The organism is Pauljensenia sp. OF14-1SRA, assembly GCF_027694595.1.
In the GTDB taxonomy this organism is placed as follows: domain Bacteria; phylum Actinomycetota; class Actinomycetes; order Actinomycetales; family Actinomycetaceae; genus Pauljensenia; species Pauljensenia turicensis_B.
The window spans coordinates 145,018-171,240 of sequence record NZ_JAQEVQ010000002.1; the positions used below are offsets into that span (position 1 = coordinate 145,018).

The 26,223-nt window shown below is 57.4% G+C and carries 23 protein-coding genes and 1 tRNA gene; 8 read left to right on the forward strand and 16 right to left on the reverse strand.

What is annotated here, in order from left to right; translation table 11 throughout:
• Positions 1-172 precede the first annotated feature (172 nt).
• A complete protein-coding gene (locus PG731_RS02070) occupies positions 173-2,557 on the forward strand; it encodes a transglycosylase domain-containing protein (RefSeq protein WP_270771835.1) in 2,385 nt (794 codons plus the stop codon).
• 159 nt (positions 2,558-2,716) lie between these two features.
• Here the strand turns inward: PG731_RS02070 and rplI are convergent, their stop codons facing one another.
• The 5 genes from rplI to PG731_RS02095 all read right to left on the reverse strand — a co-directional run bounded on the left by rplI (position 2,717) and on the right by PG731_RS02095 (position 6,086).
• A complete protein-coding gene (rplI, locus tag PG731_RS02075; protein WP_270771836.1) occupies positions 2,717-3,175 on the reverse strand; it encodes a 50S ribosomal protein L9 in 459 nt (152 codons plus the stop codon).
• A gap of 20 nt (positions 3,176-3,195) precedes the next feature.
• On the reverse strand, positions 3,196-3,438 hold the full coding sequence (gene rpsR, locus PG731_RS02080) for a 30S ribosomal protein S18 (protein WP_006680614.1): 243 nt from the start codon (positions 3,436-3,438) through the stop codon (positions 3,196-3,198).
• 83 nt (positions 3,439-3,521) lie between these two features.
• Positions 3,522-4,058 carry a single-stranded DNA-binding protein gene (locus tag PG731_RS02085; protein WP_101628121.1) on the reverse strand — a complete coding sequence of 179 codons (537 nt, stop codon included), beginning with the start codon at positions 4,056-4,058 and terminating at the stop codon, positions 3,522-3,524.
• Positions 4,059-4,097: 39 nt separating this feature from the next.
• Complete coding sequence (gene rpsF, locus PG731_RS02090) at positions 4,098-4,388, reverse strand: 30S ribosomal protein S6 (protein ID WP_101628122.1); 291 nt, start codon at positions 4,386-4,388, stop codon at positions 4,098-4,100.
• A gap of 225 nt (positions 4,389-4,613) precedes the next feature.
• Entirely contained in the window at positions 4,614-6,086 is a 1,473-nt protein-coding gene (locus PG731_RS02095) for an MATE family efflux transporter (RefSeq protein WP_270771839.1), read from the reverse strand.
• Positions 6,087-6,368: 282 nt separating this feature from the next.
• Here PG731_RS02095 and dnaB point away from each other — a divergent pair, with 282 nt between their 5' ends.
• Positions 6,369-7,703: a replicative DNA helicase gene (gene dnaB, locus PG731_RS02100; protein ID WP_270771841.1), complete on the forward strand. Its 1,335-nt coding sequence runs from the start codon at positions 6,369-6,371 to the stop codon at positions 7,701-7,703.
• 304 nt (positions 7,704-8,007) lie between these two features.
• Here the strand turns inward: dnaB and PG731_RS02105 are convergent, their stop codons facing one another.
• The 4 genes from PG731_RS02105 to PG731_RS02120 form a co-directional block, all read right to left on the reverse strand.
• Complete coding sequence (locus PG731_RS02105; RefSeq protein WP_101628414.1) at positions 8,008-8,235, reverse strand: hypothetical protein; 228 nt, start codon at positions 8,233-8,235, stop codon at positions 8,008-8,010.
• Between the two features lie 546 nt (positions 8,236-8,781).
• Positions 8,782-8,868: transfer RNA gene (locus PG731_RS02110), tRNA-Leu, on the reverse strand.
• A 96-nt stretch (positions 8,869-8,964) separates the two neighbouring features.
• Positions 8,965-9,741, reverse strand: a complete 777-nt coding sequence (locus PG731_RS02115; protein WP_270771843.1) for an energy-coupling factor transporter transmembrane component T family protein — start codon at positions 9,739-9,741, stop codon at positions 8,965-8,967.
• Entirely contained in the window at positions 9,738-11,834 is a 2,097-nt protein-coding gene (locus PG731_RS02120; RefSeq protein ID WP_270771844.1) for an ABC transporter ATP-binding protein, read from the reverse strand. The genes PG731_RS02115 and PG731_RS02120 overlap by 4 nt, the downstream gene beginning before the upstream one ends.
• 249 nt (positions 11,835-12,083) lie before the next feature.
• Here PG731_RS02120 and PG731_RS02125 point away from each other — a divergent pair, with 249 nt between their 5' ends.
• The 3 genes from PG731_RS02125 to PG731_RS02135 are packed head-to-tail and all read left to right on the forward strand — an operon-like array spanning position 12,084 to position 16,145.
• Complete coding sequence (locus PG731_RS02125; protein ID WP_270771923.1) at positions 12,084-13,490, forward strand: SLC13 family permease; 1,407 nt, start codon at positions 12,084-12,086, stop codon at positions 13,488-13,490.
• Between the two features lies 1 nt (position 13,491).
• A complete protein-coding gene (locus PG731_RS02130) occupies positions 13,492-15,678 on the forward strand; it encodes a sensor histidine kinase (RefSeq protein WP_270771845.1) in 2,187 nt (728 codons plus the stop codon).
• Entirely contained in the window at positions 15,675-16,145 is a 471-nt protein-coding gene (locus PG731_RS02135) for a response regulator (protein WP_270771846.1), read from the forward strand. Before PG731_RS02130 ends, PG731_RS02135 begins: the two co-directional genes overlap by 4 nt.
• Positions 16,146-16,369: 224 nt before the next feature.
• Here PG731_RS02135 and PG731_RS02140 read toward each other — a convergent pair whose 3' ends face one another.
• Positions 16,370-16,783, reverse strand: a complete 414-nt coding sequence (locus PG731_RS02140) for a hypothetical protein (RefSeq protein WP_270771848.1) — start codon at positions 16,781-16,783, stop codon at positions 16,370-16,372.
• Between the two features lie 231 nt (positions 16,784-17,014).
• On the opposite strand from PG731_RS02140, the gene PG731_RS02145 reads away from it, so the two are divergent.
• Together PG731_RS02145 and PG731_RS02150 are read left to right on the forward strand one after the other, a co-directional pair.
• Entirely contained in the window at positions 17,015-17,797 is a 783-nt protein-coding gene (locus PG731_RS02145) for an NADPH-dependent oxidoreductase (protein WP_270771849.1), read from the forward strand.
• Between the two features lie 169 nt (positions 17,798-17,966).
• Positions 17,967-18,623: a hypothetical protein gene (locus tag PG731_RS02150; protein ID WP_270771851.1), complete on the forward strand. Its 657-nt coding sequence runs from the start codon at positions 17,967-17,969 to the stop codon at positions 18,621-18,623.
• A 107-nt stretch (positions 18,624-18,730) separates the two neighbouring features.
• On the opposite strand, the gene PG731_RS02155 is transcribed toward PG731_RS02150, so the two are convergent.
• The 6 genes from PG731_RS02155 to PG731_RS02180 all read right to left on the reverse strand — a co-directional run bounded on the left by PG731_RS02155 (position 18,731) and on the right by PG731_RS02180 (position 25,008).
• A complete protein-coding gene (locus PG731_RS02155; protein WP_270771852.1) occupies positions 18,731-19,504 on the reverse strand; it encodes an amino acid ABC transporter ATP-binding protein in 774 nt (257 codons plus the stop codon).
• The gene (locus PG731_RS02160; RefSeq protein ID WP_040318460.1) at positions 19,504-20,352 is read right to left on the reverse strand and encodes an amino acid ABC transporter permease; all 849 of its coding nucleotides are present in this window, start codon (positions 20,350-20,352) and stop codon (positions 19,504-19,506) included. The genes PG731_RS02155 and PG731_RS02160 overlap by 1 nt, the downstream gene beginning before the upstream one ends.
• 103 nt (positions 20,353-20,455) lie before the next feature.
• Complete coding sequence (locus tag PG731_RS02165; protein ID WP_270771854.1) at positions 20,456-21,325, reverse strand: ABC transporter substrate-binding protein; 870 nt, start codon at positions 21,323-21,325, stop codon at positions 20,456-20,458.
• Positions 21,326-21,447: 122 nt separating this feature from the next.
• Entirely contained in the window at positions 21,448-21,981 is a 534-nt protein-coding gene (locus tag PG731_RS02170) for a cupin domain-containing protein (protein WP_270771855.1), read from the reverse strand.
• Complete coding sequence (locus PG731_RS02175; RefSeq protein WP_270771856.1) at positions 21,978-23,279, reverse strand: amidohydrolase family protein; 1,302 nt, start codon at positions 23,277-23,279, stop codon at positions 21,978-21,980. The genes PG731_RS02170 and PG731_RS02175 overlap by 4 nt, the downstream gene beginning before the upstream one ends.
• Entirely contained in the window at positions 23,272-25,008 is a 1,737-nt protein-coding gene (locus tag PG731_RS02180; protein WP_270771857.1) for an NAD(P)-dependent oxidoreductase, read from the reverse strand. Before PG731_RS02180 ends, PG731_RS02175 begins: the two co-directional genes overlap by 8 nt.
• A 158-nt stretch (positions 25,009-25,166) precedes the next feature.
• On the opposite strand from PG731_RS02180, the gene PG731_RS02185 reads away from it, so the two are divergent.
• Positions 25,167-26,033 carry a Cof-type HAD-IIB family hydrolase gene (locus tag PG731_RS02185; RefSeq protein WP_101628455.1) on the forward strand — a complete coding sequence of 289 codons (867 nt, stop codon included), beginning with the start codon at positions 25,167-25,169 and terminating at the stop codon, positions 26,031-26,033.
• Positions 26,034-26,223 lie beyond the last annotated feature (190 nt).

The window sequence follows — 26,223 nt, forward strand, 5'->3', positions numbered from 1 at the left end:
AAAAGCACAGGGATTCCATCTTCCATGTGACGGGGGCACTCAACTTTCTTGTTGGGCGCGAATTATCTCGCGTGAGACTCAAGATGATTCGGTTGTCCCCGTCACTCTTCACGCAGATTCCCAGGTTTTCTGCCTAGGCTGGTGGTAGAACTGTCCGACGAAAGGCTCAACCGTGGCACAATCCACCGGTCATAACCCGGGCTCACCTCTGCCGAAGCGCGCTGATTATGCGCGTCAGCGTCGCGCCGCGCAGGAAGTGGCCGACCGTGAAGCGGTAGCGAAGGCCCGTAAGCGTCAGTCGCAGCCACCCAAGCAGGCGCCACAACCGCCTCAGCGTCGTTCGGTGGGCGCGCAGGCGAGCCAGGAGTATTTTGCTCCGGTCACTTCTGCCACCGCCCGTCCGGCTTCTGCGTCTTCGGCTTCCGCTCAGTCACGAGGCCGGTCAGCCAAATCAAAACCCGTGGCGAAAAAGAAGTCCGGGTGGGGTCGACGTATTGGCCTGACCATTGTTTTCGCGTTCTTACTGTCGGTGATTGCTGGCGCGGGCCTGTTCCTTTACATGTATTCACGTGCGACGATTCCTGCCGCATCCGACTTGGCGCTCGCTCAAAAGACGAGCATCTACTATTCGGATGGCACGACCAAGCTCGGTGATCTTGGTGAAGTGAACCGCGAGATCATTGATACGACCACGCTTCCTGACTATGTCGGCAAGGCAATTGTCGCGTCGGAAGACCGGACGTTCTACACCAATTCGGGCGTTGATTTGAAGGGTATTGCTCGCGCCCTGTTCAACAACATCACAACGGGTTCACGTCAGGGTGGTTCAACGCTGACTCAGCAGTACGTTGAGCGCTACTACACGGGTGAAACCACGTCGTACAAGGGTAAAGTAAAAGAAGCGGTCCTGGCGATCAAGATTAATCGTGAACAGTCCAAGGACGAAGTCCTGGCAAACTACATGAATACGATCTACTTCGGTCGTGGCGCATACGGTATCGAAGCGGCGGCAAAGGCTTACTACGGTCATTCGGCTGCTGAAATGACGTTGAGTGAAGCAGCAATGATTGCGGGCATTATCCCAGCGCCTTCCGCGTGGGATCCTGCAGTTGATGCAGACCAGGCGAAGACTCGCTGGGAGCGCGTGCTCAACCTCATGGTCGAAGATGGCTGGATTTCGCAGGCGGAAGCTGATGAGGCAACCTTCCCTGAAACCGTCGACCCCGCAACTTTGGAGACTGAATCAATGAGTGGTCCCAACGGCTATCTGATTCAGCAGGTGAAGGAAGAACTGCTCGCCACGGGCGCTTTCACGGAGGAAAGCCTCGACGAGGGTGGCTTGAAGATTACGTCCACCATCGATCAGACGAAGCAGGATCAGGCGGTTGCAGCCGCTCAGACGATGTCGTCGGTCAGCGGTTGGGATCCGGCAACAATGCACGTTGCCCTGTCGTCCATTGACCCTGCAACGGGTGAAATTGTTGCTGAATTTGGTGGCGATGACTACTTGGCTCGTCAGCAGAACGCTGCGACGCAGGATATCGCGATGGCCGGCTCCAGCTTCAAACCGTTTGCGCTCATCGCAAATGCGCGAGCCGGCGGATCTGTCTACGACACATACAGCGGTTCTTCTCCGCAGTCGTTTCCCGGGCTGACCGAACCCGTTCAAAATAATGCGAACGTGTCTTACGGCAAGATCAATCTGATCACTGCAACCGAGTATTCGGTGAACACCTCGTTCGTCGCCTTGAACAAGGATATTGGCCCGGCTGCCACGATGCAGGCAGCCATTGATGCCGGTATTCCCGAATCCACGCTCGGCTTGGACTCGAGCCTGCTGAACGTGCTTGGCTTCGCATCACCCCACAATATTGATCTAGCGAGTGCGTACGCGACGATCGCCAACGGCGGACAGCGCATGACCCCGCACATCGTTCGTTCCGTGGCTGACTCAGCGGATAACACGATATTTACGACGACCGTTGAAGCTCGCCAGGCGTTCTCGTCAACCGATGTGTCGGCAATTATGCCGGCTCTTCAAGCCGTGACCGCTTCGGGTGGTACGGCTGAAACGGTATCGTCCACTCTGCCAGGTTTTACGACTGCAGGTAAGACGGGCACGTCCAATGACCAGCTTTCAGCCCAGTTCATTGGTTTCGTTCCAGAATTGGTGACCGCTGTTTCGATGTATCAGTCGGACGAAGAAGGCAACGCTGTGTCGCTGGCGAATATCGGTGGCTTAGACCAGTTCCACGGTGGTGACTGGCCTGTGACCGTGTGGAACACATACATGTCGGCGATTTCGTCAACGCTCAGCCAACAGACCTTCTCTTGGTACGTTGCACCGAAACGCCAGTCGAATCAGCAGACCATGAGCCAGAGTGGTGCGCAAACTCCTCAGACTGAAACTTCGGAGCAGTCGCCCACTGAGTCGAATGAAACCCAGGGGCAGACCCCGGGGCAGACTCCTGCCCCTGCACCTCCGAGAACCGATCAGCAGAACCAGAATGGGACTGACAATTCCGGACAGAGCCAGGGTGGCAGTCAGAACGGTTAACATGGGCAGAACTCTGAGCAGCCTGCGCATAGTCCGTAGTCCAGGCATCTAGACGATAAAACAGCGGTGGGGCCCTACCAACTGGTAGAGCCCCACCGCTATGTGCTGGCTGTTTACTTCACTTACTCAGCGGTTAAGTAAACAACTGGCGGATGCCAATCACTCAGCGATAACGCGGACCTTGAGGTTCGCGGAAACTTCCTGGTGGAGGTTCACTGAGACGGTGTACTGACCAACGGACTTGATCGGGGTTGCGATGATGACACGACGACGATCGATGGTCTTACCGAGCTGTTCCTTGACGGCGTCAACAATCGAAGCTGCCGAGACTGCACCGAACAGGCGACCGGACTGGCCGACCTTGCCGGAAACGGTGACGGGCTCTGCTGCCTGAAGGACGTCGCGGAGTTCGCGAGCATCATCGACAGTTGCGATTTCGTGGCGACGACGTGCAGCTGCGATCTGATCGATCTGCGACTGTGCGCCCTTCGTCCACTTGGTCGCGTAACCGCGGGGAACAAGGTAGTTGCGTGCGAAGCCAGCCTTGACTTCGACGACCTCGCCTGCGTTGCCAAGGTTGGCAACATCGTGGGTGAGGATGAGCTTAGTGGTAGCCATAATAAGTATCCTTCCCCGAATCAGCGGCCGGTCGACGAGTAGGGCAGAAGCGCCATTTCGCGGGCGTTCTTCACTGCGCGGGCAATGCGACGCTGCTCCTGGACGGAAACGCCAGTGACGCGACGTGCACGGATCTTGCCACGGTCAGAGATGAACTTACGCAGAAGCGCAGTGTCCTTGTAGTCGATCGATTCGATCTTGGCCGACTTCAGCGGGTTGGCCTTTTTCTTGATGGGCTTATTGCGAAGTTGAGGCTTCGCCATGATGGTCTCCTTGGATCCGGACGGAATGTTCCGCCCAATTCATGTGATGTCTATGTGTCTGATGTGGGCCCGTGGGCCACCGATCAGAACGGGGGTTCGCCGAACGAGTCACCCTGGGAAGTGCCCCACGGGTCATCGTTCGCGCCACCCTGAGGTGCGCTGTAGCTGGCTTGGTTCGATCCGTATCCGCCACCGGACTGGCCGGCGTTACGGTTTCCACCCTGGTATCCGCCACGTCCCTGGCCGGAGCCGGAACGTTCCTGACGAGTCACCTCGGCGCGGGCCCAACGCAAGGATGGGCCAACTTCTTCGACGCGGAGTTCAACGACGGTGCGCTGAGCACCCGTACGGTCTTCGAAGTTGCGCTGAACCAGGTTGCCCTGGACGATGACGCGCATGCCCTTACGGAGCGATTCGGAGATGTTCTCTGCGAACTCGTTCCATGCGGAGCAACGCATGAACAGGGTGTTGCCATCGCGCCACTGACCAGACTTTGAGTCGTACTGGGAGGGCGTTGAAGCAACGGTGAAGTCGACAACGGCTTGGCCACTGTTGGTGAAACGAAGTTCGGGGTCAGCGGTGAGGTTACCGACGATGGTGATCTGGGTATCTCGTGCCATGTCAACTCCTAATGACGGTGGTGGAAAATCGAACTGAACTCAGTGAGCGTCGGGGCGCTGGAGCTTGGTGCGCAGGATGGTCTCGTCGAGACCCATGCGACGGTTGAGCTCGAGCGCGACATCGGGAGTCGTGGTCATGTTAATGACAACGTAGATCCCTTCGGAGCGCTTGAGGATGTCGTATGCAAGACGACGCTTGCCCCAGACGTCAATGTTCTCGATCGAGCCACCGTTTGCGGTGACGGGTGCGAGGTACTTTTCCATCGTGGGGGTGACGGTGCGCTCATCGATCGAAGGATCGAGGATCACCATCAGTTCGTAGTTACGCACTGTTAATCCCACCTCCTATGGTCTTTGCGGTCACGGACGGTCCGTGACAGGAGGGTAATGCGTGTGCATTTGCGGGGTGCAAACGCGTGGAAAGTCGCTACTGGTGCAACGACAATCCAAGAATCAAGATTACCGTCAAAATGAGCCCGCGCGCTAGTGGAGTCAGGTAGTGCTGTGTCACTCACTTCCTTCGATGTGAGTGCTTTGCCGGGCCTCGTCAATCACCTATGAGGTAGCTGGCATTGAACGCAAGAGCCCGCCTTTGGAAAACCAGGTGCGCCAGATGTTCGACGCGAATCGCGCACCCAGGTAGACGAGGGCGTAAGCCAACCAGACTCCCACGACGATGATCGACGAGGCCACGCCCGCCTGCCTGAGGTATTCAACGGCTCCAAGCGCGGGCAGAAGAACGGCCAGCTGAAGGGGACCCGCAATCGCGAAAAACATGTTGTCACCAGCGCCGAGCAGGACACCGTCGAGCATGAACACCACACCGCAGAACGGGAAACCAAGCACGGACGCGAGCAGTCCCCACTTCGCGAGCTCATGCATCATCGGGTCCGAACCGAATGCCAGGGGAAGCCAAGGGGACAAGAACGCGATGAGCACGGTCAGGATGAAGCCCACTCCAAGACCCCAGATGGTCAGCACTTTAAGGAGCTCACGGAGTTCGGACGCGGATCCCTTGCCGACCGCGAACCCAACGAGGGACTGCGAAGCGATTGCCAACGAATCAAGGATGAAAGATGCGAGAGTCCAGATTGTCAGGACCACCTGGTAGGACGCGACTTCGCTGGCACCGAGATGGGACACTGGCCAGATCGTCGCGAGTCCAGCGATGCGCAGAGCAACACCGCGGACGATCAGGGGAGCACCTTCGATCGCTGCGTGAGCGATCCCCGAGGCGTCGGGACGAAGGGTGATCTTTTCGGCTCGAGCATGCGAATAGAGGATCGCAACATACACGCTCGCCATGCCGATCAATGAAACCGAGGTGCCGATACCGGAGCCTGCGACACCCAACTTGAAGCCGTACATCAGCGTCGCGTTCAAGGCGATGTTGACGAGTGTGCCGACAGCGGTGACGATTAGCGGTGTGCGCGTGTCCTGAAGGCCGCGCAACATTCCGACTACGGCGAATCCGACCAGGGTGCCGATCAGGCTGGGAGCTGACGCGATCAGGTACATGGTCGCCTGATGGGAGACCTCGGGATCCTGGGTCAACAGACCCACAAGGGGCTTCGCGCTGGCAATGACAGCAACGGTGGATAGTATGCCCAGCCCTAGCGCCAAAATCGTGGCGTTCATGCCTTGTGCAAAAGCGCGCGCTCTATCCCCCGAACCGAGCGCCCGGGCTGTTAATGAAGTTGTGGAATACGCTAGAAAAACGAACAAAACAACGACTGTTTGCAGGATCTGGGAGGCCACGGAAAGCCCTGCGAGCTGCTGTGTTCCCAGGTTTCCCACCATTGCCGAGTCGATGAAAGTAAATAGGGGTTCGGCGATGAGAGAACCGAGAGCGGGGATTGCTAAAGCGAGGATTTTCCGCGTAATGCTGCGGTATTTATGGGGTTGAATCCCGTCGTTTTCGAGGGGGATTTCGGCTTTTTGGTCGGGTGGTGTGGAGGGCGAAGATAGTGCCGTTGAAGCCTCAAGTTGGGGTTGAGAGTTCGATGAACCTTTGGGCGTGTCGTCCACTATTTTTCCTTCACTTTGTTTTCCACAATCTGTGCACATATCTGTGGACAACGTATACCAATGCTATCGGTAAATCGCGCCGAAAAGACTTGTGTAGCATTCCTCAACAAGTAAAACTATCCACACACTGTCCACACCGTGCTGTGGATAACACGCCGTATTGTCCACACCTTTTCCACACGTTATCCCCATTCAAGTTCACCTTGAGAGTGGGCAGAACGCCCGTGCGGGGTTATGCTCGCGAGGCACCGAAGTATCACGAGGCTGGCATAAGGAGAAGCAGTGACCGAAGAGTTTGATCGTGTCCAACCGCATGACAACGAAGCTGAAGTTGCTGTCCTTGGCTCCATGCTCCTGACCGTTGACGCGATCGTTGACGTCACCGAAGAAATTCGTGGATCCGACTTCTACTCGATGCAACACGAGATCATCTTCAATGCGATCGTTGAACTCTTCGGACAAAACCAGGTTGCCGATCCTATCACGGTGTCTGACAAGCTCCAGCACGATGGCACTCTGACAAAAATTGGTGGCAGGCCCTACCTGCACACATTGATGGCATCGGTTCCTACCGCCGCCAACGCCGGCTACTACGCGCGCATCGTTCGCGAAAAATCCATTATGCGACGCTTGGTCAGTGCCGGAACGCGAGTCGTTCAATTGGGATACTCCGAAGAAGGCGCGGAAATTGATGAGCTTGTCGACCAGGCTCAACAGGAAATCTTCGCCGTCGCTACCGATCGTGCATCCACCGACTACGTGTCGATGAACACGATGGTGAATTCGCTGGTTGAACACCTTGAAGCCATTCAAAAGAACGACGACCTATTCGGTGTGCCCACCGGCTTTACCGACTTAGATGACCTGACGCAGGGCCTCAAGGGTGGTCAGATGATTATCGTTGCAGCCCGACCGGCAATGGGTAAGTCCACATTCGCACTGGACTTCTGTCGCTCGGCGTCAATCAAGCACGACATCACGTCACTGATCTTCTCGCTCGAAATGAGCCAGCAAGAAATCGCCATGCGTATGGTCTCCGCAGAATCCGGCGTACCACTGACGAAGATGCAGAAAGGCACCATGAACGATGACGATTGGCGCAAGGTCGCCAACACCATCGGCAAGGTCGCACAATCTCCTCTCTACGTTGACGACTCCGCCAACATCACGATGACGGAAATTCGTTCAAAGTGCCGTCAACTCAAGCAGGAACAGAACCTTGGACTGGTCGTCGTTGACTACCTCCAGCTGATGACAACCGGTGGCAAAGCCGAATCGCGTCAGCAGGAAGTTTCTCAAATCTCGCGAAGCCTCAAGCTTCTGGCGAAAGAAATCGACGTTCCCGTCGTCGCAGTGGCCCAGTTGAACCGTAAGTCTGAAGAACGAACCGACAAGCGCCCCATGATGTCTGACCTGCGTGAATCTGGATCACTGGAACAGGACGCAGACATCATCATGCTGCTTCACCGCCCCGACTACTACAAGGAAGACGATCGTCCGGGCGAAGCAGAAATCCACGTCGTCAAACACCGTGCGGGTGCAACGAAGACGATCACTGCGCTCTTCCAAGGACACCTGGCGCGCTTCGCTAACTACACGCGTCGCGGAGAAGACTAATCAGCACCGGCCAACTGTCGCGCGCCGCCAATTGCGAATCGAGGTTTGTGGGCGAGCGTGGCCTCGTCAATCGGCGTCAGGCATACCGGCAATCTGCTCGCGCACCTTGTGCATCTGCTTACGCGAGCGACGCGACGTGAGCGGGAAGCGGGGCGTCGGAGAAGCAGGATGTGTAAGGGAAGTTGAAGAGTGGTTCTAGAGAAGGGGTACGCGGACAGCCGGAAGAAGGCAAACAAAAAGCGCGACGCCAGTGCGTCGCGCGACCATGCGGGGGCGCGCCTCTTTGCGCGCCCCGAATTACCTATCAGAGAGTTTCGTTCTGCTGCTGCGAGATTGCGTAGGTTGCGGGAACGAACAGGATTGCAGTCAGGCCGACCAGCGCTGCGATTACAACGGAGAGGGGGGAAGCTGCGGTGAGGGCGCCTGCAATACCGAGGGTTGCGAGGATGGCGACTGCGATGACCAGAGCGGTGACATCAGCGGTGGTCTGCCAAGAGGCGCGGGAGATTTCAGACTTGACGATGTGAGCCATGTTGGTTTCCTTTGTTCAGCGCTATGCGAAGCACTGAACATGCCCCGCACGGCAATGTGTCAGTTTCGCTGCCGAGAACTTACCTCGTCCAGCACCATTTAATCTAGCAAAGTATCGGAAACGTTTCCATTGTTGAGCCTGACATCACATCTTTGACGCAAAGCTACGTTCTGCCACGCATGTTTGAGGTAAAAGTACATACAACAGTCCCCGAGCAGTAAAGCTGGGCTAATGCCCGGAAAAAGATACACATTTCGGGCATTAACCTGGGTGTTAACCCCAATAAAGCGCTATAGCGGGCACTTTCACGGGGCATGTCATCTCATTGGTTTCGCGCCCACTTTTAGTGGTAAGGGCACGCCGGTGGAGGGCGATTTCGTGAATGATTGATGAGGCCACCTACGACTGCGAACTCCATCTGTATTCGCAGGAAAACCTCGGGTGCAATGAAAAAGGAGGGAAGAAAAGAGGGTGTACTTCACCCAAGGGTGAATTTAAGGGGTGTCGGCAAATCTACCGAAGATAGCTTTTCAGCTAAGAAACACATGGTGCGCGAGGGGGGAGTTGAACCCCCACCCCATTTCTGGGACACGGACCTGAACCGTGCGCGTCTGCCTATTCCGCCACTCGCGCGTGCGTTGAAAAGATTACGGGCAAAAGTGGGCGCACGTCAAATGGAAGATACTTCCCGTCCAATTGTGTTGGAATATCGGGGCGTGCACGCGCGCATTACACCAGCAGGTGCATTGCAACAATTCCCGCAATGTCGGCCACAACGATGAGGATGACGACGAGGTCTGGCCAGTTCAGTTGACTGCCTTTTTCGCGGGTGAACAGGGTGCCACCGCGAAGACTCATTGCGCGTCCCGTGTCGACGGCGCTTCGCGATGCCGCCGACAGGCACGCTGTGATGATGTCGATCCCGGCTTTCACTAGCGTCGTGAAAGACGCTCGCATCAGGTCGTTACCCATTCTGAGACGCGCAGTGTCCACGACGGCGGATGCTTGATCGCCCAAAGTGGGAAGCGACTTGAGGGCGAGTGCCATCATCGCAGCCCACTCATCAACGGGAGCGCCAATCCACTTCAGTGGATAGATCAGGTGTGACAACGCAGTTGCGAGGCGCGCGGTAGAGAATGTCCACGCCAGCAGGTACGTTCCCCACAACACGAGCAGAGCAAGCACGCTAAGTCGCAGGAAAACCCAGAAACCTCCGCCGATCGATGCGCCAATGAATCCGCCGATGATGCCCGACCAGAACCAGAGCGGGGGAATGCGAACGGCCTTTGGTGGAACGCGTGAGATCACGGTTGCCAGGATCAGGGGGATAGCGACCAGTCCAAGCGTCGGCCACTTCGGCCATACCAGCAACAAAGACGTGAGTACCGTCCAGCAGACAATCATGACTTCCGGGCTGGTACGCGTCAGAGGCGACGTCCATGGAAGCGGGCGGGGCAGAGTGAATCCGCTGGGGCGATATGCCTTACGTGAACGCACGCGCGTCATCGGATCACCCCCTGGGCAAGATGCAGGTGATTATCGACCAGATCGATCAGCTCATCCGTATCGTGCGAAATGACGATCAGCCCAAGCCCGTCCGCTCTCCGCTTTCTCAACACGTCACTGAGCAAGCGTCGCGATTCGACATCAAGCCCAGCGAAAGGTTCATCTAGCACCAGCACTTTCGGGTGTGACGCTAACACTCCCGCCAGGGCGACGCGACGCATCTGACCGCCAGAAAGATCATCAACGTTGCGCGATGCAAGGTCGCCGGGCAGTCCCACTTCGGCCAACGCTTCAGCGACAAGCTGGTCAGAATCAACTAGAGTCGACGAGGCGCCTCGGTGGCGGCGAGTCGAATCGGACGAGCCGACAGCTGCACCCACTTTCGCGGCTGCCAAAATATCCTTTGCGACCGTTGGACGTTGTAGTTGCAGGCGCGCGAACTGTCGCGCTAACCCAACGTCACCCACTCGAAGGGAAACAGGGTCGCCACCAAGCGTGCACTCGCCCCACGTTGGTCGCATCAACCCGGTGAGAATCCGTGCCAAGGTGGACTTTCCTGACCCGTTCTCGCCGGTGATCAGTAGTGCTTGACCGGGCGAAACAATGAATGAGACGTCACTGAGAACCGTGTTCTCCCACGGGGATCCGACATCGTAGGCGTGCCCGACATTCTTCACCCACAGGTGGTCAATTGACCCGCCCTGATAGGGCTGAGGAGCTGCAATGCTCCGCTCAATAACAGGTGTGAACTGCGAGTACGTATCTTCAAGAAGATCGGGTGCATCAGAAGCATCAATGTGCCCATCGCGCAGACGAATCAGCCTGTCAGCACTACTTGCTTCGGTTGCATCGTGCGTAATATGAATGACGGACGTTCCTAAAGCGGGCAGAGCATGCAGAACATCAAGGAGTTCGCGCCTGCCACGCGAATCAATCATCGCCGTGGATTCATCGGAAATGAGCACGCGAGGCTTACGCGCAAGAGCGCCAGCCAAAGATAGGCGCTGTAACTGACCGCCGGACAAACGTCGGGGAGAAGCATCTTCAAGGCCCTCCAAACCGACAGTGTGAAGAAGCTCGGGAAGGTCCAGTGAAGCACGCTCATCGTCATTCATTCCCCATGCAATATCCTCGGCCACCGTGTCGCCGAGGAACTGCAACTCAGAACGTTGAGCGACAACAGCAGTTCCGGCCTCGTCCCCCAAACCGACGCCACCAGGTCGAATCACGTGCCCGCTTGTCGGTTGCGCGCCAGCGAGGACAAGGGAGAGGGTGGACTTGCCGGACCCGTTCGGGCCCGCGATCACCGTGAAGCCATCACTGATATCTAGGGTGATCCCCCGCAAAGCCGGAGTATCAGACCCCGGGTAGGTGAAGGTGACATCGCGCAATGAAATGGGGAACGGGTCGGGAGTAGTCGGGGCGTCAGTGCACTCGCGGTTTGCTGTGTCCACCAACGGATCCCACGGCGCAGTAATCGTGATACGACGTAGAACCTTCATCGTCAGCCAGTGAGCAACTAGCGTCAACACAAAAATGCCAAGACCTCCAAGGGGTGGAATCCAGTAGTACCAGTGCTCAATCCAGGTATTGATGATTGCCTGAACGGCGTCCGTTTGTGGTGCCAGCGCGGGAATCTTCCCGATCAGGGCAATGTACCCGTTGGTCGTTGTGCGCAGTGATTCAAGGACGAGGTTCCGCGATTCAGAAAGTACAAGAAGCAGGAGCCATGTCAGGGCCCCGCCTGCGATGCCAAGCAACAGTGCCGCGCCGTAAACGAAAGCGCGGTGGGCTTCTTTGCGCGCGAGGTAGCCGACAACAAGGCCGACGGCAACAGCCTGCGCGACGGTCTGCGCGCTTTGGATACCGCCAACTGCCAATGACATCAGGATCGTGATGAGAGCGGTGCCAAGGCTGGCACGCGGGCGCATATGGGCGGTGATCATCGCAATCGGGATTGTTGACCCGATTGTGAAGAAGATGGAGAGCACGGGTATGACCGTTCCTGCGAGTCCGAGTGCAATCGACAGTCCCGCCAGAATGCCGCCGGTTGCGACTTCTGCGGGGGCTAGGGGAGTGCGCCGTTTACTCATGGTTTAAGTGTGCCTTGAACGGGGCGTTTGTGCGCAGTGGGCTAAGAGCACGCCCGCGGATATCGGTTATTTGTTAACAATTTCGGCATTATTGTTCAACCAGCAGATTTTCTGTGATGTGCAACATAAAATCGGCGTGACGGTCGGCATTTTCAAAGACAACGAGGTCTTCATCCCATGAGTCGCTCTCATCGCCTTCATCATTCACGCCACTCGCATGTGGAAGTGAATCCGCGTTCTGCCCAGAACATGACTACGCGCCAAAAACCGAAGAAAGAAAAGGGGATTAGCCCGCTGAAACTCTTCGGACAGATTGGCGCAGCGATCGCTATCATCACCTTCCTATTTGTGCGTCTTCCCGGGCTGGAAGTCGAAGGCTCGCGTATGTTCGGCATCTTTCTTGCCGCGATCCTCCTCTGGGTGACCGAAGCGATTCCGCTGGCAGCGACTGCGACGCTGGTGATTTTCCTCGAAGTTCTTTTCGTGTCCGACCATGCGATTATTCCCGTCGCCGAAGAAGCACCCAAATACACCGTCTTCTTCGGAGCGCTCGCCAACCCTGTGATCATCCTGTTCTTGGGTGGTTTCATGGTGGCCGATGGCGCGGCGAAATATAAAGTGGACCGAGCGCTTTCAGCTGTCCTGTTAAGGCCATTCCTGGGCAAACCACGCTTGACGGTCATGGGCGTCATGCTCATTACCGCTCTGATGAGTATGTTCATGTCGAATACGGCAACGACCGCCACGATGTTCGCGGTCATGATGCCGGTCATCATGGCGTTGCCCGAAGGTAAGGCAAGAACAGGCATTGCACTGTCGATCCCCGTCGCCGCCAACGTGGGCGGTATGGGAACGCCGGTCGGCACGCCCCCGAATGCAATCGCCCTAGGCGCACTGCAGACTGCGGGTATTTCCGTGACGTTCCTTGACTGGATGATTGCCGCTGTTCCGTTGATGCTGATCGTTTTGGCAGTCTCGTGGTTGTTTATTTCGTGGCGCTACATTCCCAAGGATGCGCAGTTCGACATTGATATGACGGCCAAGTTTGATACGTCGCGAAACGCGAAGATCTTCTACGTCGTTTCGCTTCTGACGATCCTGCTCTGGATGACTGAATCGCTACACGGTGTGTCGGCGAATATCGTTGGTTTCTTCCCTGTCGTTGCACTGATGCTCTTTAAGGTCATGAGCGGTGACGATCTTCGAGCCCTCGACTGGCCTGTGTTGTGGTTGGTCGCAGGTGGTATCGCTCTTGGTTCCGGCGTTGGTAACACGGGCTTGGATAAGTGGATGCTTGGCTCTATCCAGTGGGGATCGATTCCGACGATCATGCTCCTCCTCGTGCTTGCCCTGGTTGGTTGGGTGACCTCGAACGTTATTTCACACTCTGCGTCGGCAAACCTCTTGATCCCGATGGGTATGGGCTTGGCTGCGACGATTTCAACGCCGGCTGCTGAAATCGCCATCGTCTTGGCACTCGGTTGCTCGCTGGGCATGTGCCTTCCGATTTCGACTCCGCCGAACGCGATCGCCTACTCGACGGGGACAACGCCGACTCGCGAAATGGCGATCGTTGGCATCGTTGTTGGTGTCTTGGGCGTCGTCCTGCTCTCCTTCGTTGCACCGCTAACGTGGGGTCCGCTCGGAGTGATCTGAGATGGTCACCTTGGGTTCTGATTCACTTCCGCCCGGGGGCGAGGCTCCGCGGGGTCAGCATAATTGTGTGCCGAACAAGCAAGATCCGTGGGAGCGCTCGAATGTCCGCGAAGGAGGGCACAAGCAGGGTGCGCACGTCCACATCCTCGTCATCGGTGATGACTCGAAGGGTCTTGCTCGCCAACTGACAACGGACATGGGGATCGCATTCCCGAATCTTTGTCTGGATCGCATTGATTCTGGCGCTGACCTGAATATTTACGATGCCTCCCTGGGCCCGGCTGACCACGTGGTCTTAGGTCTGGTGACGTCCGAGGTCACTCAGATCGATGATCTGCTGGATCAAATGGACGGTCGTCCAATTCTGGAGCCCACCCGCTGGCTGGTGGTGACGGATCAGGACGAGCACACCGACTTGGCACGAGCGACCGCGTCCGACCGTTTAGCGTCCGTGATTTCGGTTCCCTGGACTGTTCCGCTTCTTCTGGGTCAGTCATATTCGACGATGGTGGGCCACCTTGAAGCAGATGGTCGAACTGATGACGAGATCCATTTTCTTCTCGGTGATCCACCAGCGAACGCCGTACGTGGTCCGTTGCTGACAGGCCTCGATCACAGCGAGCATGATGTTGTTCGCGAGCTTCTTATTGGCGTTGAGAAGGTTCTGGGTCCCAGACCGCGCCTCGTTATTGAACCAGGAACGGAACTTGCCGTTCAGGGCCAGCCGGTTGGCGCTGTCCACCTTGTGCTCGATGGCGATGTTTCACTGCACCGCGATTCCAATGGCGGGGAAGTCCTTGCGCACCTTGCATCATCTGGCCCTCTCATTGGTCTCGTCTCCCTTGCTCGACGAGAAAACGCATTCTTCACTGCGACTGCAACGTCGACGGCCCGAGTTGTCCGGCTGACCCACGAACAGCTGTCGATTGCGTTGCTTGAAGAACCGCCTCTCGCGACCCCTCTGGCCGCGCTTGCGATTCAGTCGCTGACTCGCAGACTGATGCGCGCCGAAGACCTCCACTTGGAAAACGCGATGCTTGCCGCCGACCTTGAGAGGCAGAAGCAAGAATTGGCGCGCACGCTTGAAGACCTTCGAAGCACCAGGGCGGAATTGGTCAATAAGGCGAGGTTCGCGATGCTCGGCGAACTGTCGGCAGGCATAGCGCACGAACTGAATAATCCGATCACTGCGCTGGCGCGCGCGGCAGAACACTTAAATGAAGACGTCGACCGTGTTTTGTCTACGTCGCCATCGCTTGAGCCAGCGCGTACGTCCATGCGCTCTGCGTTGGAAGCACCTCCTCGCTCAACGGCCACGGAACGCGAAATTGTGAAGTCGCTCTTGTCTTCGGCGGGCGGAGATCGGCGCTTGGCGCGTCGCCTCATGCTTGCCGGCGTGACGGAGGCTGCGACGGCCAAAGCTTTGGCGCGCGGGGGAGACGAGGCGCTTAATGTCGTCGAATCCGGTTCAAGGATCGGTTCATCGCTCCGTTCTATTCGCGCAGCCTCTGACCGCGTCATCGATCTGACGAAGTCGCTCAAGGGGTACGCGCGTCCTGACGCGGTAGAACTGCACCCCATCGATGTGCGTGAAGGAGTCGATGACGTTATTCGGCTGACCGGATACAGGATGCGTGACATCGTTGTTACCCGCGACGAGGAAGATGTTCCACCGATCATGGGGATTCCCTCGAGGCTTCAGCAGGTGTGGACCAACATTCTGGTCAACGCTGCCGAAGCGATTGACGATGAGCGCGACGCTATCAAAGATCGGCGAGCGAAAGGTGAAGAATGTGCGCCTGCCCGCGGTGAAGCCCCCGCGCAGATCGACATCACCACCCGGGTTGAGGATGGCCACGTCTGCGTCGCCATCGGCGATAACGGGCCTGGCATTTCGCCGGAACTGGTGGATAAGATTTTTGAACCGCACTTCACCACGAAGGCGGGCATGGTTCGATTCGGCTTAGGCATGGGAATGTCCATTGTCCGGTCGATCATTGCCGACCACGGTGGCGAGCTCACCGTTGAATCTCGCCCAGGGCGTACGGTGATGACAGCGCGATTCCCGCTGATTGGTGATTCTGCTAGTGAGAGTGTCACTGGTGCCCATCCTTCTAAGACCGGCGCAGATTCCCCCGCCGACCATTCAACCCACGAAGCGTCCACACCAATGGAGGTAGAACGATGACACTGGCAATTCTGGTTCTCGAAGACGAAGCAGACGTGCGTGATGCGATTGAGCGCGACCTTGAAGAATTCTGGTCGAAGATCAGGCTTGAGGTCGCCGAAGATGCGGACGATGCGTGGGCTGCGGTGGAAGATATCGAGGCGGACGACGATCAGTTGGCGTTGGTCTTGTCAGACCATCGGCTGCCCGGTCGTTCCGGCGTTGACTTCCTCATTGAGCTGACGAAGGACTATCGCTTCGAGCTGGCTCGCACGGTCTTGGTTACCGGTCAGGCTGATCAAGATGACACGATCCGCGCACTGAACGAAGCAGGCTTGGACCACTACATTTCCAAGCCGTGGGACGCGGATGCTCTGCGCGCCGTTGTGCGTGATCAGTTGACAAGTTTTGTCCTTGCGGCTGAGGTTGATCCGCTACCGTACATGCCACTTCTCGATGGTGTGCGAATCATGGAGGCTATCCGCTAGTTTCTGTATTCACGGGGCCGGGGCCGGGGGCGCATCGCGCACCCCGGCCCCGCGTCGTTTCAGCTAAGACTGTATTCGTTGCCGTTGCGACGAGTTGTGCGGTGTCTTTTGGCTGATGAGCCCCGTGGAGCTCGGTGTGGTGGGTGTATCCATATGAAACTTGGGGGCGGGTTGCTACGGCAACCCGCCCCCAAGGACAGTCATATTGAGTTCAGGTGGTCGACTCAGCGAGCGCCTGGAGTGACCGACAGATCGAAGGTGATGGTTTCACCCTCGGGGGAGGTCAGTGTTACGGTCGTGTCGCCTTCAGCCAGAGGTTTGATCATCGGGGCATCGGAATCGGTGCCGGCAACAAACTCTGCGATCGACGTATCTTCAACGGTGCCGGTCCAGTTTGAGGCAGCTGCCTGATCAACCTTGATAATCAGGACGCGCTTGATCGGAAGAGTCACCAGCGCGTCGGAAATGGTTGCGGGATCCTTTTCGATGGTCAGCATCTGGGTCGACGCGGAAGCGGACTGAGTCGTTGCAGCGGAACCCGAAGAATCAGTGGTCTCGGTTGAAGCTGACGAGCAACCTGCAAGAAGAGCGGTTGCGAGAGCAATTGTGCACAGAGAAATAGAGGTTTTCTTCATCATCTTTCAATCATACGAGTGCATTATTCTTGAGAATCCGCAGAGGTCACGTTTGAGTCCCATTTAAAACGTGACCTTTCATTCATCATTGCCAAGACCTAAAGATTAAGGAAAGACCAGCAAAATCAGGCGGAAAGTATCGGAATAGATTTGACCTGCATCGTGCGTGTATCACCCGATCATCGTCGAAAGCGTAGATGCTTTGTAAGAGCCTCGAAGAACATGGAGAAGGACATGGCTTACCTGAATACCCGCCCATCAGCACCCATCGAAAACGATACGATCGCCATTCAGCTTGGGCACCGGACAATCCGAGCTTTCACTGACAAGGCGCTTACCGAAGAAGAACTGACAACACTGTTTGAGGTTGCACGTCAGACTGCCTCTTCTTCATTCCTTCAACAGTGCACCATCCTGCGGATCACGGATCCTGAGGTTCGTGAGAAGCTCCATCAGGCTTCCGGACAGCCATATGTTGGTGGCACGAAAGGCGAGCTTCTGGTTTTTGTCGCTGATCAGTACCGCAATGCGCGAATTCGCGAAGAAGCGGGGATCGAAGACACCCCACTTCACACGGTCAACTTGCTTCTCACCGCTCTTCACGACGCTCTGCTCAGCGCGCAAAACGTTGTTGTCGCTGCTGAATCGATGGGCTTGGGAACTTGCTACCTCGGCTCAATTCACGCGAATCCGGAACTGGTTATCGAGGCCCTTAACCTGCCGAAGCTAACCTTCCCTGTCCTCGGCTTGCTTATTGGCCACCCCGACCAGTCGCCTCAGTACAAGCCTCGTCTGCCCCTGTCGGTCACGGTCGCCGATAACACGTATCCGTGCTTGGACTCGTATGAAGAAGCTTTGGCTGAATACGACCAGACGATCACCGAGTACTACGACCTGCGTGATACGTCCAAGCGCGTCGAGTCATTTTCTACTCTCGTTCGTACCAAAGTTGGTATCGGCGGTGCACATGTTTCAGACATTCTGGGAGTTATCCACAAGCAGGGGTTTGACCTCTAAACAAAAACCATTGTTTCGAGTACATTCAATCTCAACAGATTTGATGTAAGCGCCACGCAACACCTGAAGCACTTCGGGGGCGCTTCATTCAATGACATCGAATGAGATAAACAACGGTAGTTTCTCGCGCAACAATGCGGGTGACACAACGACCTTGAGGATGTGCGACATGGAAGGCTTCGCCTACGGATTCCCGACCTACGTTTTTATCGAGCGAAATTCAGCCAACTCGGCAGTACTTCACCCCTATCCGGAAACCAAGATTGAAGCAGTCCGAGATGCTTTGGATGATGCTGGCTACGATATGGAGATTCTCGGCAAGGGAGATATCAACACTGGGCGCGAGCGCGCTGGTGAGGGCATCTACTTCACCGAACAGCCTTTCCCTGACGAGGTCCTAGGTGACTTGGCGGACGCTCTGATTATTCGTGGTTTCGGTGCCTTTGCGTACTCGTTGATTGAATCCTCCTTCGATTCGGGCGCGAAGATCTCGCTCTTTACCCGCATGGGGAAGAACATTGTCCAGGCCGGCAATCGTGTGATTATGACGCACATGTATATCGGCGAGATCGAAGGTAAGAAGGAAGCGCGTACCTGGTTCTTCGGTTCCCCGACCGATTTGGCTGAAGCTGAAATGCTGTTGCTGTCTCGTTTTTCCACTCAGCCGGTACATGACGTTCACGGCATGGCGGCAATTGAGATCGTGCACGCGGACTACTCACAGGGCTTCCTGTCCCACACCGAATTGATGAGCGCGATGTTGAATGTGCTTGGCAAGTCCGGGTATAACGGACCCGCGTTCGTCACCGATTCGTCCATTATCTAGCGGGGGTTATGGGCTCTTGCCCAACGCATGTCCTGAACATGACTGTGGGCTACGCGCCAAGGCGCGGAGCCCTATCCGTGTTTTATTCCTGCACGTACCTGACAGCGTCAGTGCAGGATTCGCGACAGGAAGTCTCGAGTCGCTTCTTCCTGCGGATTGTCGATCACCTGCGAGGGTGTTCCCTGCTCAACGATGCGACCGTGCTCAAGGAAGACAACGCGGTCCGCAGCGTTGCGCGCGAAGCCAATTTCGTGCGTGGCCATGAGGATCGTTGACCCCTGCGCTTTAATTTCGCGGACGAGGTCCAGAACTTCGCCGACCAAAACGGGGTCAAGTGCAGATGTGATCTCGTCCAGCAGAAGTAGTTCGGGGTTGGTGGCAAGCGCGCGGACGATAGCGACGCGCTGTTGCTGGCCACCGGACAGACGATCGGGGAATTCTTTCGCCTTGCTTTCCAAACCAATTCGGCTGAGAAGTTCCATGCCACGCTGGTCAGCCTTTTCGCGATCCCATCCGTGGACCTTGCGTGCCGCCAGAGTGACGTTGGCAAGAACGGACATGTGGGGGAACAAGTTGTAGTGCTGGAAGACAACACCAATGCGTGAACGGACCTTGTCGACGTTCACTGACGGATCAGTGATGTCTTCGCCAGCAAGGAAAATCTGGCCGTCGTCAACGCGTTCAAGCAGGTTGGCGCAACGCAGAAGTGTGGACTTACCGGAGCCAGATGCGCCGAGCAAGACGACGACTTCGTGCGAATTGACTGCAAGGTCCAGCCCGCGAAGCACGACGTTGTCGCCGAATCGTTTGACAACGCGCTTGGCTTCAAGGACGGGCGTGCTTACGGTGTTCAAAGAAACGTGGGCTGTGGGGGTGCTCATCAGACGGTGCCTTCCATTTGTTCGCGCTGGCGCAGGCGTGCCGTGTACCAGTCAGACAAGCGGATGAAGGGGAATGACATGACGATAAACAGCAGGCCAGCAACGACGTACGAGGTGAAGTTGTACGTCATTGCTTGGTAGATCTGCGCTCCGCGGATCGCGTCGACAGCGCCGAGGACGGAGATCAGGCCGACGTCTTTCTGCATTGAAATGAAGTCATTCATCAATGCCGGCGTAACCTTACGGATTGCCTGCGGGACGATGATGTGGCGCAGAGTCTGGCCATGCGTCAAGCCAAGCGAACGCGCAGCGTAACGCTGGGACGGATGAACCGATTCCAGACCTGCGCGCAGGACCTCGGCAACATATGACGTGTAGGTGAGGATCAGCGCGACCGTGCCCAAGAACGCGACTGGGATGCGCGTTGTCGGGTTGAGTGCCGGAATACCAAAGCCAATCAGGTAGAGAACCACCAGGAACGGGACACCGCGGAAAATATCCGTGTACGCAGCCGCTAAGAATCGGACGGGGAAGAAGATCGGGCCGCCCAAAGTGCGTGCCGCAGCCAGCAACGTTGCGAAGAAGGCAACGCCGATGACGGACACCAGCAGAATCCGGATGTTTAGCCACAAGCCTTCGGCAACCTGCGGGAGCGCTTTGATGAAGTGCTCGCCTGAGAAGAAGGTTTCCTGCGTGCGTTCCCACCCGGGAGAGCGGGTGATAACGAACCACATGACCAGTGCGAAGACCAGTGTCGAGGCCATGGAGATCAGAATCGATCGTGTTGCACGCTTACGCCGATACGCGCGACGGCCGAGCTCCACGTCAGAAACGGGGAGCCCGGCCATCACGTCGGTAGCATCAGTGTTTACTGCTGGGGACACGTATTGTCCTTCGTTATCAGTGCCGGCTATCGTCCGAGCCGGCAGTCAAACTGCGGTTGACGAAACGTCACTTGATCAGCGGGACCGCGACAGTATCGGAGAGCCACTTGGACTGGAGTTTAGAAAGGGTGCCCTTGTCACGCAGGGAATCAACGGCTGCGGTGACAGCTGCGGTCAGCTTCGAACCTTTTGGCAGAACAATGCCAAAGTCGTCGCCATTGGAGGTGGCCTCGAACTGGCCGACAATGACGCCATTATCGATCTGAGCGCCGGTCATGTAGAACGCGGTCGGAAGGTCGACGACGATCGCGTCAACCTGGCCATTCTGCAGGGCAGCAAGAGTGTCGTCGGAGTTGTTGTAGATCGAAGCCTGCTTGGACAGTTGATCACCAAGCGTGTTCGTGATGAACTGCTGCGAGGTGGTGCCGGCTTGAACGCCGAACTGAACATCTTTCAGTTCTGCGATGCTCTTAGCGGAGGCGGCAGCGGAGCCTTCAATAGCAACAATAGCCTGAGAGGTCGTGTAGTACGGGCTGGAGAAATCAACGGCCGCCTTGCGCTCGTCCGTGATGGAGAACTGCTGAAGGTTGATGTCCCAGTCCTTTGCGCCCGGAGCGATCGACGAATCGAAGGTTGCGCGGGTCCACTGGACGTTTTCCTTGCTGTAGCCGAGTTCTTCGGCGACAGCGTATGCGACGGCTGCTTCGAAGCCTTCACCGGATTCGGGAGCGTTATCGATAACCCACGGGGAGTAGGCCGGTTCGCCGGTGGCGATGGTCAGTTTGCCGGGGGTGACGGTTTCAAGCGCACCAGACTGAGTGGTAACCGATGTGGCAGATTCCGACGAGGTGTCAGCAGAACCCGAGCATGCGCCTAGGAACAGTGCAACAGACGTTGCCAGCGCGAGAGCGGAGAATGAACGGACAGAACGGCGCATCAAATGCCTCCAGTTAGCCTGATGGAAACTCAGTCGCAGTTTTCCGCGACCTCTTCAGCCTACGGGCGACCATGTACAGATTCGTCTGCAATCTTGCTTCACGGACGTTTGTGACAAGAAGATCACACGTTTTCTGCGAGTCTCCAGTCTTCGTAGGTGAATTCGGGTGAGACAACACACGTTGCCAATGCAACGCTGTTGCGCGCGAACGTTCGCTGCCATGTTCCTGCTTTCACCAGGACCTGAACAGGGTTCGTCGCATCGGTGGGTACCTGCGGTGTTCCGGCCTGATTAGGTGAAGGCGATGCGGACTGGGTTCTAGCCTCGTTCCCTGTCGAAACCTGGGGTGCACCCAAGATGATGGTTTCGGGTTGGCTGCACGGTGCGTCCCCGGTTCCGCCGAACTGGATTTCGAGCGTGCCCGGCCCATGCCAAAGCCACAACTCATCGGAGCGGACGACGTGCCAGCGGGCTTCCATGCCCTGGTCGAGCAGGAACAGGATCGCGGAGGCGGTCGCTCGCCGCCCACCCTCCGTTTCCACGACCGCGGGCGCTGTCCATGTTCTGCGGAACCAGCCACCCTCGGGGTGTGGCTCAAGGCAAAGAGAGTTCACGAGGTCGATCGCCTCGGTGGAAACGTCTAGCTGATCGGTCATCGGAGGCTTCCTTCGCGCGAGAACCTGACCTGACCTGCGATCACTGTTTCAACTTGGCGACCCGCGCCGTGGCGAACAACGTCTTCGATTGAGCCCGTGATGTCGGAAACAGGGACATCGATGACGCACATGTCTGCCACCGCGCCCGCTTGAAGCTGGCCGATGCGATCCGGTCCCGTCGCAGTTCCAATGGCCCACGCGCCCCCCAATGTTGCGGCGTTGAGTAACCTGCGTGCCAGGTCGGACGCGCGATACCCCTGGTTGCGAGCGATATCGAACAGGACGGCAACATCTTCCATGACGTCCAGCGAAGGCGATGACGACAGCGAGTCGGTGCCGACAGCAATCATGTTGCCCTCATTGAGGTAGGCGGCCACGGGTGGCACATCCAAACCAATGACGCGGTTCGAACGCGGGCAAAGCGCCACGGCAGTCGAACGAGAACGCAGACGGCGACGATCATCCGCCGTCATGTACACGCCGTGCGCAACGTGGCAGTCGGGGCCGAGAACGCCCAGCTGGTCAACGAACTGCGTCGCCGAGAAACCGCCACCGCGAGCGCGCATCGCCGTGAACGACGACGAGTCACCGGTGCGCCAGAGGTCTGAGAGTTCGCCCGTGCGGCCTTCAGCCCATTCGGCTTCCGAGTGTGATTCACCGAGGTGAATGTGTAGTCGAACTCCGCGCCTGCGCGCCAAATCGGGCAGATCGAGTAGCGGGTCAGCTTCGAGCGAGTAGGGGGCGTGTGGCGAAATGCCGACGGCAGGAGGGGTGGGCATTGCGTCGAGAGCTTTCTCGACGGTTGCGGGCCCGCGCTCTTTCCAGTCGTCGTTCGTCCAGTCCATGACCTCCCAGTAGGCGACGCCGTGTAAGCCAGCGTTGTGAAGTGCGGACGCGGCTTCGGGATCGGTCACTACGTCGGCGGCGCTGGTCGTGCCCGCTTCGAGGAGCATCTGCGCGCCGGTCGCCGCATCCTTGCTCCAATCCAAACCGCCTGTGTCGTAGACGGCGTTGAACCCGCTGATCCAGTCGGGCATCCCTCTGTATTGCTTGGCACCAACTTCGGCCATTCCCGTGTACTGCAGGTGCGTGTGCGCATTCACGAGGCCGGGAAGCAAAACCCCATCAAAGTGGCGCTCTGAATATGACAGTCCGCGCTCGGACAGCGTTTCCAGAACCCAGTCGCGCGCCCCAACGTGCTCGATGCGACCATCTTTCACTGCGACAGCGCCATCCATGACGGACGGAGCGGTAATCGGGATAACCAGTCCGGCAGACCAGACTTGAACGTTAGACATGAGTTTCCTTCGCGAAAGACGTTGGCTGGGGTTTGGTCGTCCACTGCAGGTCGAGCGTGCGCCGTGCGACCAGATTATCTGCATCCTCAGGCAGGGAGTGCAAGCCTGCTGGTAACGGATCGTGTGTGGGGTTCTCGTGCCTGAGCAGTTCGCGCAGTGAAGACACCTGGACGGCGAAGCTCATATCCATGATTTCGATAGCGTTGCCTTCGCCGGCCGTGCAGTTAATGCACCCGCCCTTGTCGAGGATCGTGATGTGGCGGTGGGCGGCCTCGTTCCCCTGCGCACCACCTGGGAGAGCAGGATCTGTAGCCGTCGCGGGAATGCAGAGCAGACCGACTGCGCGCTCATCGCTATCTGCCCAAGTCCAACCGGCTTTGAGAGCCTCTGAAAGGGCAATTTCGTCGGTTACGCCACCGGATACCGTCACCACGCACGCGTCGGGCATTGCAGCCAGGGCTTCGAGGGTGATCGTGTCGCGTTCGCCGGTTGCGCTCATCACCCAATCGGCGTTCGCGCAGGCATCGAGAAGCGAGGCTGTCTGGAACCCATCCATGCGAGCACGCAGTTCGCGCACCGGATCGAGCTCCACCACCGTCACCAGAGCGCCACACGCGCGGGCAAAGCGAGCACCGCCCATGCCAACATCGCCGTAGCCCACAACCACGAAACGCTGATCCCAGAGCGGAACCCCCTGTAACTGCGGATCAACGAGGTCCAGAGAAGTCAGCAAACAGGACTGGCCCGTCGCATACGCGTTATCGAAAAGAGTCTTCGAGCGCGCATCATTCGATGCCATCACCGGAATGCGTAACGGAAAGCCCCGAAGCGGACGAATCCCCGACGTCGTCTCTTCCGCGGCACCCTTCAAGGTAGTCAGAACGTCAGGAGCGCGCGTCTCGTCATGCGCCATGCGGATCAGATGCGATCCATCATCGAGCAGGAACTCGATCCCACTGGTCAGGAACTGACGAGCAAGCTCTTCTTCACGCTCCGCTGTCGCGCCCGACTCCGCAAAGACGGCAAGCCCAGCCGCGCGAAGCTGATCCGCCACATCGTCCCGAGTTTCATCTGCGTGCCCAAACACGCTGACCGTCGCGCCCGCTTCCTTCAGCAGGAGAGCGAGCACCGCCGTCTTCGGCTCCAATACCAACGCGAGCCCGACATGACGACCCTGAAGAGCCCCCGTTGCTACAAGATCACTGACCGTCGCACGCGTCACCGGCATGAATGATCGCGCCCACGCCAGACGACGCTGCGCATAACTCGCATCATTCTTAGGATCATAGGGATCCCGAAGAAGCTTCCCGTCCGAATCAAGAACCTGAACGTGGGGAGGAACCTGGCGAACAACAGGCTTCTCACCCACATACATGCCAACCTGCGACGGATTCACTCGCACAACGGGCGCCTCATTCACGCCCACCACCACACTAATGTGCCCTAACGACTGCTCGTCAGCCTCTTCGGGACGTACAACCACCGCGTCAGCGGTGGCCTCGTCAACCGAATTCACAAACCTGACATGCGCGCCAAACCCCGAGAGCAACGACCCCAGTGCCTCGTACACCTCGCACCACAATGGCGAGGACGCGCTCGCGGACGTCAGAATCGCAAACGAGCGGCTAGCAATCAGCAGATTCGTCGTCGCCGCAAAACGACGCACCACAACCTGCGCGATGGCACGCGAATCAGAAGAGGTCGAAGCAAAAGGACGAACATATTTCATACCAACGACGCTAGCAAGACGTAGTCTCACGCACAGTCAGAGCACAAGAATTCGAACACAATCGCATAAACGTCGACAATCTCACGCGTGAATTGAGACCAGGAACGGCTTTCGCGCCGGATACGTCCCCAACAATCGGGGACAATTGAAGCATGACACTGCTTGAACCCACCGACCTATCATCCCTCGCTACCGACTGCGACCTGCGTCTTGTCGCTGTCGACATGGACGGCACTCTGCTCGACGACGACAAAAACTTCCCTGAGAGACTCTCTGAACTCCTCGACACCATGGATGAGCGTGGGATCGTGTTCGCCCCATCATCAGGACGCCAAGTATGGACGTTGCTCGACATGTTCCCCGGACGCCCCGGAATGACAGTCATCGCTGAAAACGGCGCGATCGTCATGAAAGACGGCAAGGAAGTTTCATCCAGCCCCATCGACCACGAAACCATCCACCGTGCCATCGACATGGTGCGTGACGCCGTCGCAACCGGAATCAACGGTGGCCTAGTCATGTGTGGCAAGCAATTTGCCTACGTTGAACGTACGGACGACCTATTTGTTGACGGCGTCCTGCCCTACTATCACCGCACCAAACGAATCGCCGACCAGCACGAGATCATCGACATGATCGATTCCGGTGAAATCGACGACGACATCGTGAAGCTCGCCGTCATGTGTCTTGACTCGGTGGGCCCGCTGGCTGAAGCAACACTTGCGAATTTCGCGGACACTCACCAGTACGCGGTGTCTGGAACTAACTGGGCTGACCTGCAGATTCGTGGCGTCGACAAGGGTGACGCTGTGCTCGCACTGCAGAGCGCTCTTGGCGTGACGCCCGCGCAGACTGCAGCATTCGGCGACTTCCACAACGACATCTCCATGTTCAAGTACGCCGACTGGTCGTTCGCCATGGCGAATGCTCACGCTGACGTTGTTGCGGAAGCCCGATACATTGCGCCGTCCAACAATGAGGATGGTGTCGGCCAGGTCGTTCGCACCCTGATAGGAGATGACTGACCTTCACGAAGTGACCCTGACTGCGCCTGGTGCGACACTTTTGCCCTGAAATGCTCGGTTTTGTCGCGTTGGGTGTAGTTGGTGTTGTGGTAAGGCTGGTTTTCTGTTCCCGGCTGCACCTGACGCGACACTTTTGCCCTGAAATGCGTGCTTCTGTCGCGTGGGGTGTAGGTGGTGTTGTGGTAAGGCT

Excerpts from the sequence above, each read along its gene's own strand:
- rpsR (WP_006680614.1), bottom strand. The coding sequence starts at position 3,438 with ATGGCGAAGCCTCAACTTCGCAATAAGCCCATCAAGAAAAAGGCCAAC.
- PG731_RS02170 (WP_270771855.1), bottom strand. The coding sequence starts at position 21,981 with ATGACCGATCAGCTAGACGTTTCCACCGAGGCGATCGACCTCGTGAAC.
- PG731_RS02140 (WP_270771848.1), bottom strand. The coding sequence starts at position 16,783 with ATGATGAAGAAAACCTCTATTTCTCTGTGCACAATTGCTCTCGCAACC.
- PG731_RS02120 (WP_270771844.1), bottom strand. The coding sequence starts at position 11,834 with ATGAGTAAACGGCGCACTCCCCTAGCCCCCGCAGAAGTCGCAACCGGC.
- PG731_RS02155 (WP_270771852.1), bottom strand. The coding sequence starts at position 19,504 with ATGAGCACCCCCACAGCCCACGTTTCTTTGAACACCGTAAGCACGCCC.
- PG731_RS02115 (WP_270771843.1), bottom strand. The coding sequence starts at position 9,741 with ATGACGCGCGTGCGTTCACGTAAGGCATATCGCCCCAGCGGATTCACT.
- PG731_RS02180 (WP_270771857.1), bottom strand. The coding sequence starts at position 25,008 with ATGAAATATGTTCGTCCTTTTGCTTCGACCTCTTCTGATTCGCGTGCC.
- PG731_RS02145 (WP_270771849.1), top strand. The coding sequence starts at position 17,015 with ATGGCTTACCTGAATACCCGCCCATCAGCACCCATCGAAAACGATACG.
- rplI (WP_270771836.1), bottom strand. The coding sequence starts at position 3,175 with ATGGCTACCACTAAGCTCATCCTCACCCACGATGTTGCCAACCTTGGC.
- PG731_RS02160 (WP_040318460.1), bottom strand. The coding sequence starts at position 20,352 with ATGGCCGGGCTCCCCGTTTCTGACGTGGAGCTCGGCCGTCGCGCGTAT.
- PG731_RS02085 (WP_101628121.1), bottom strand. The coding sequence starts at position 4,058 with ATGGCACGAGATACCCAGATCACCATCGTCGGTAACCTCACCGCTGAC.
- PG731_RS02105 (WP_101628414.1), bottom strand. The coding sequence starts at position 8,235 with ATGGCTCACATCGTCAAGTCTGAAATCTCCCGCGCCTCTTGGCAGACC.
- PG731_RS02175 (WP_270771856.1), bottom strand. The coding sequence starts at position 23,279 with ATGTCTAACGTTCAAGTCTGGTCTGCCGGACTGGTTATCCCGATTACC.
- PG731_RS02135 (WP_270771846.1), top strand. The coding sequence starts at position 15,675 with ATGACACTGGCAATTCTGGTTCTCGAAGACGAAGCAGACGTGCGTGAT.
- PG731_RS02130 (WP_270771845.1), top strand. The coding sequence starts at position 13,492 with ATGGTCACCTTGGGTTCTGATTCACTTCCGCCCGGGGGCGAGGCTCCG.
- PG731_RS02165 (WP_270771854.1), bottom strand. The coding sequence starts at position 21,325 with ATGCGCCGTTCTGTCCGTTCATTCTCCGCTCTCGCGCTGGCAACGTCT.
- PG731_RS02125 (WP_270771923.1), top strand. The coding sequence starts at position 12,084 with ATGACTACGCGCCAAAAACCGAAGAAAGAAAAGGGGATTAGCCCGCTG.
- PG731_RS02150 (WP_270771851.1), top strand. The coding sequence starts at position 17,967 with ATGGAAGGCTTCGCCTACGGATTCCCGACCTACGTTTTTATCGAGCGA.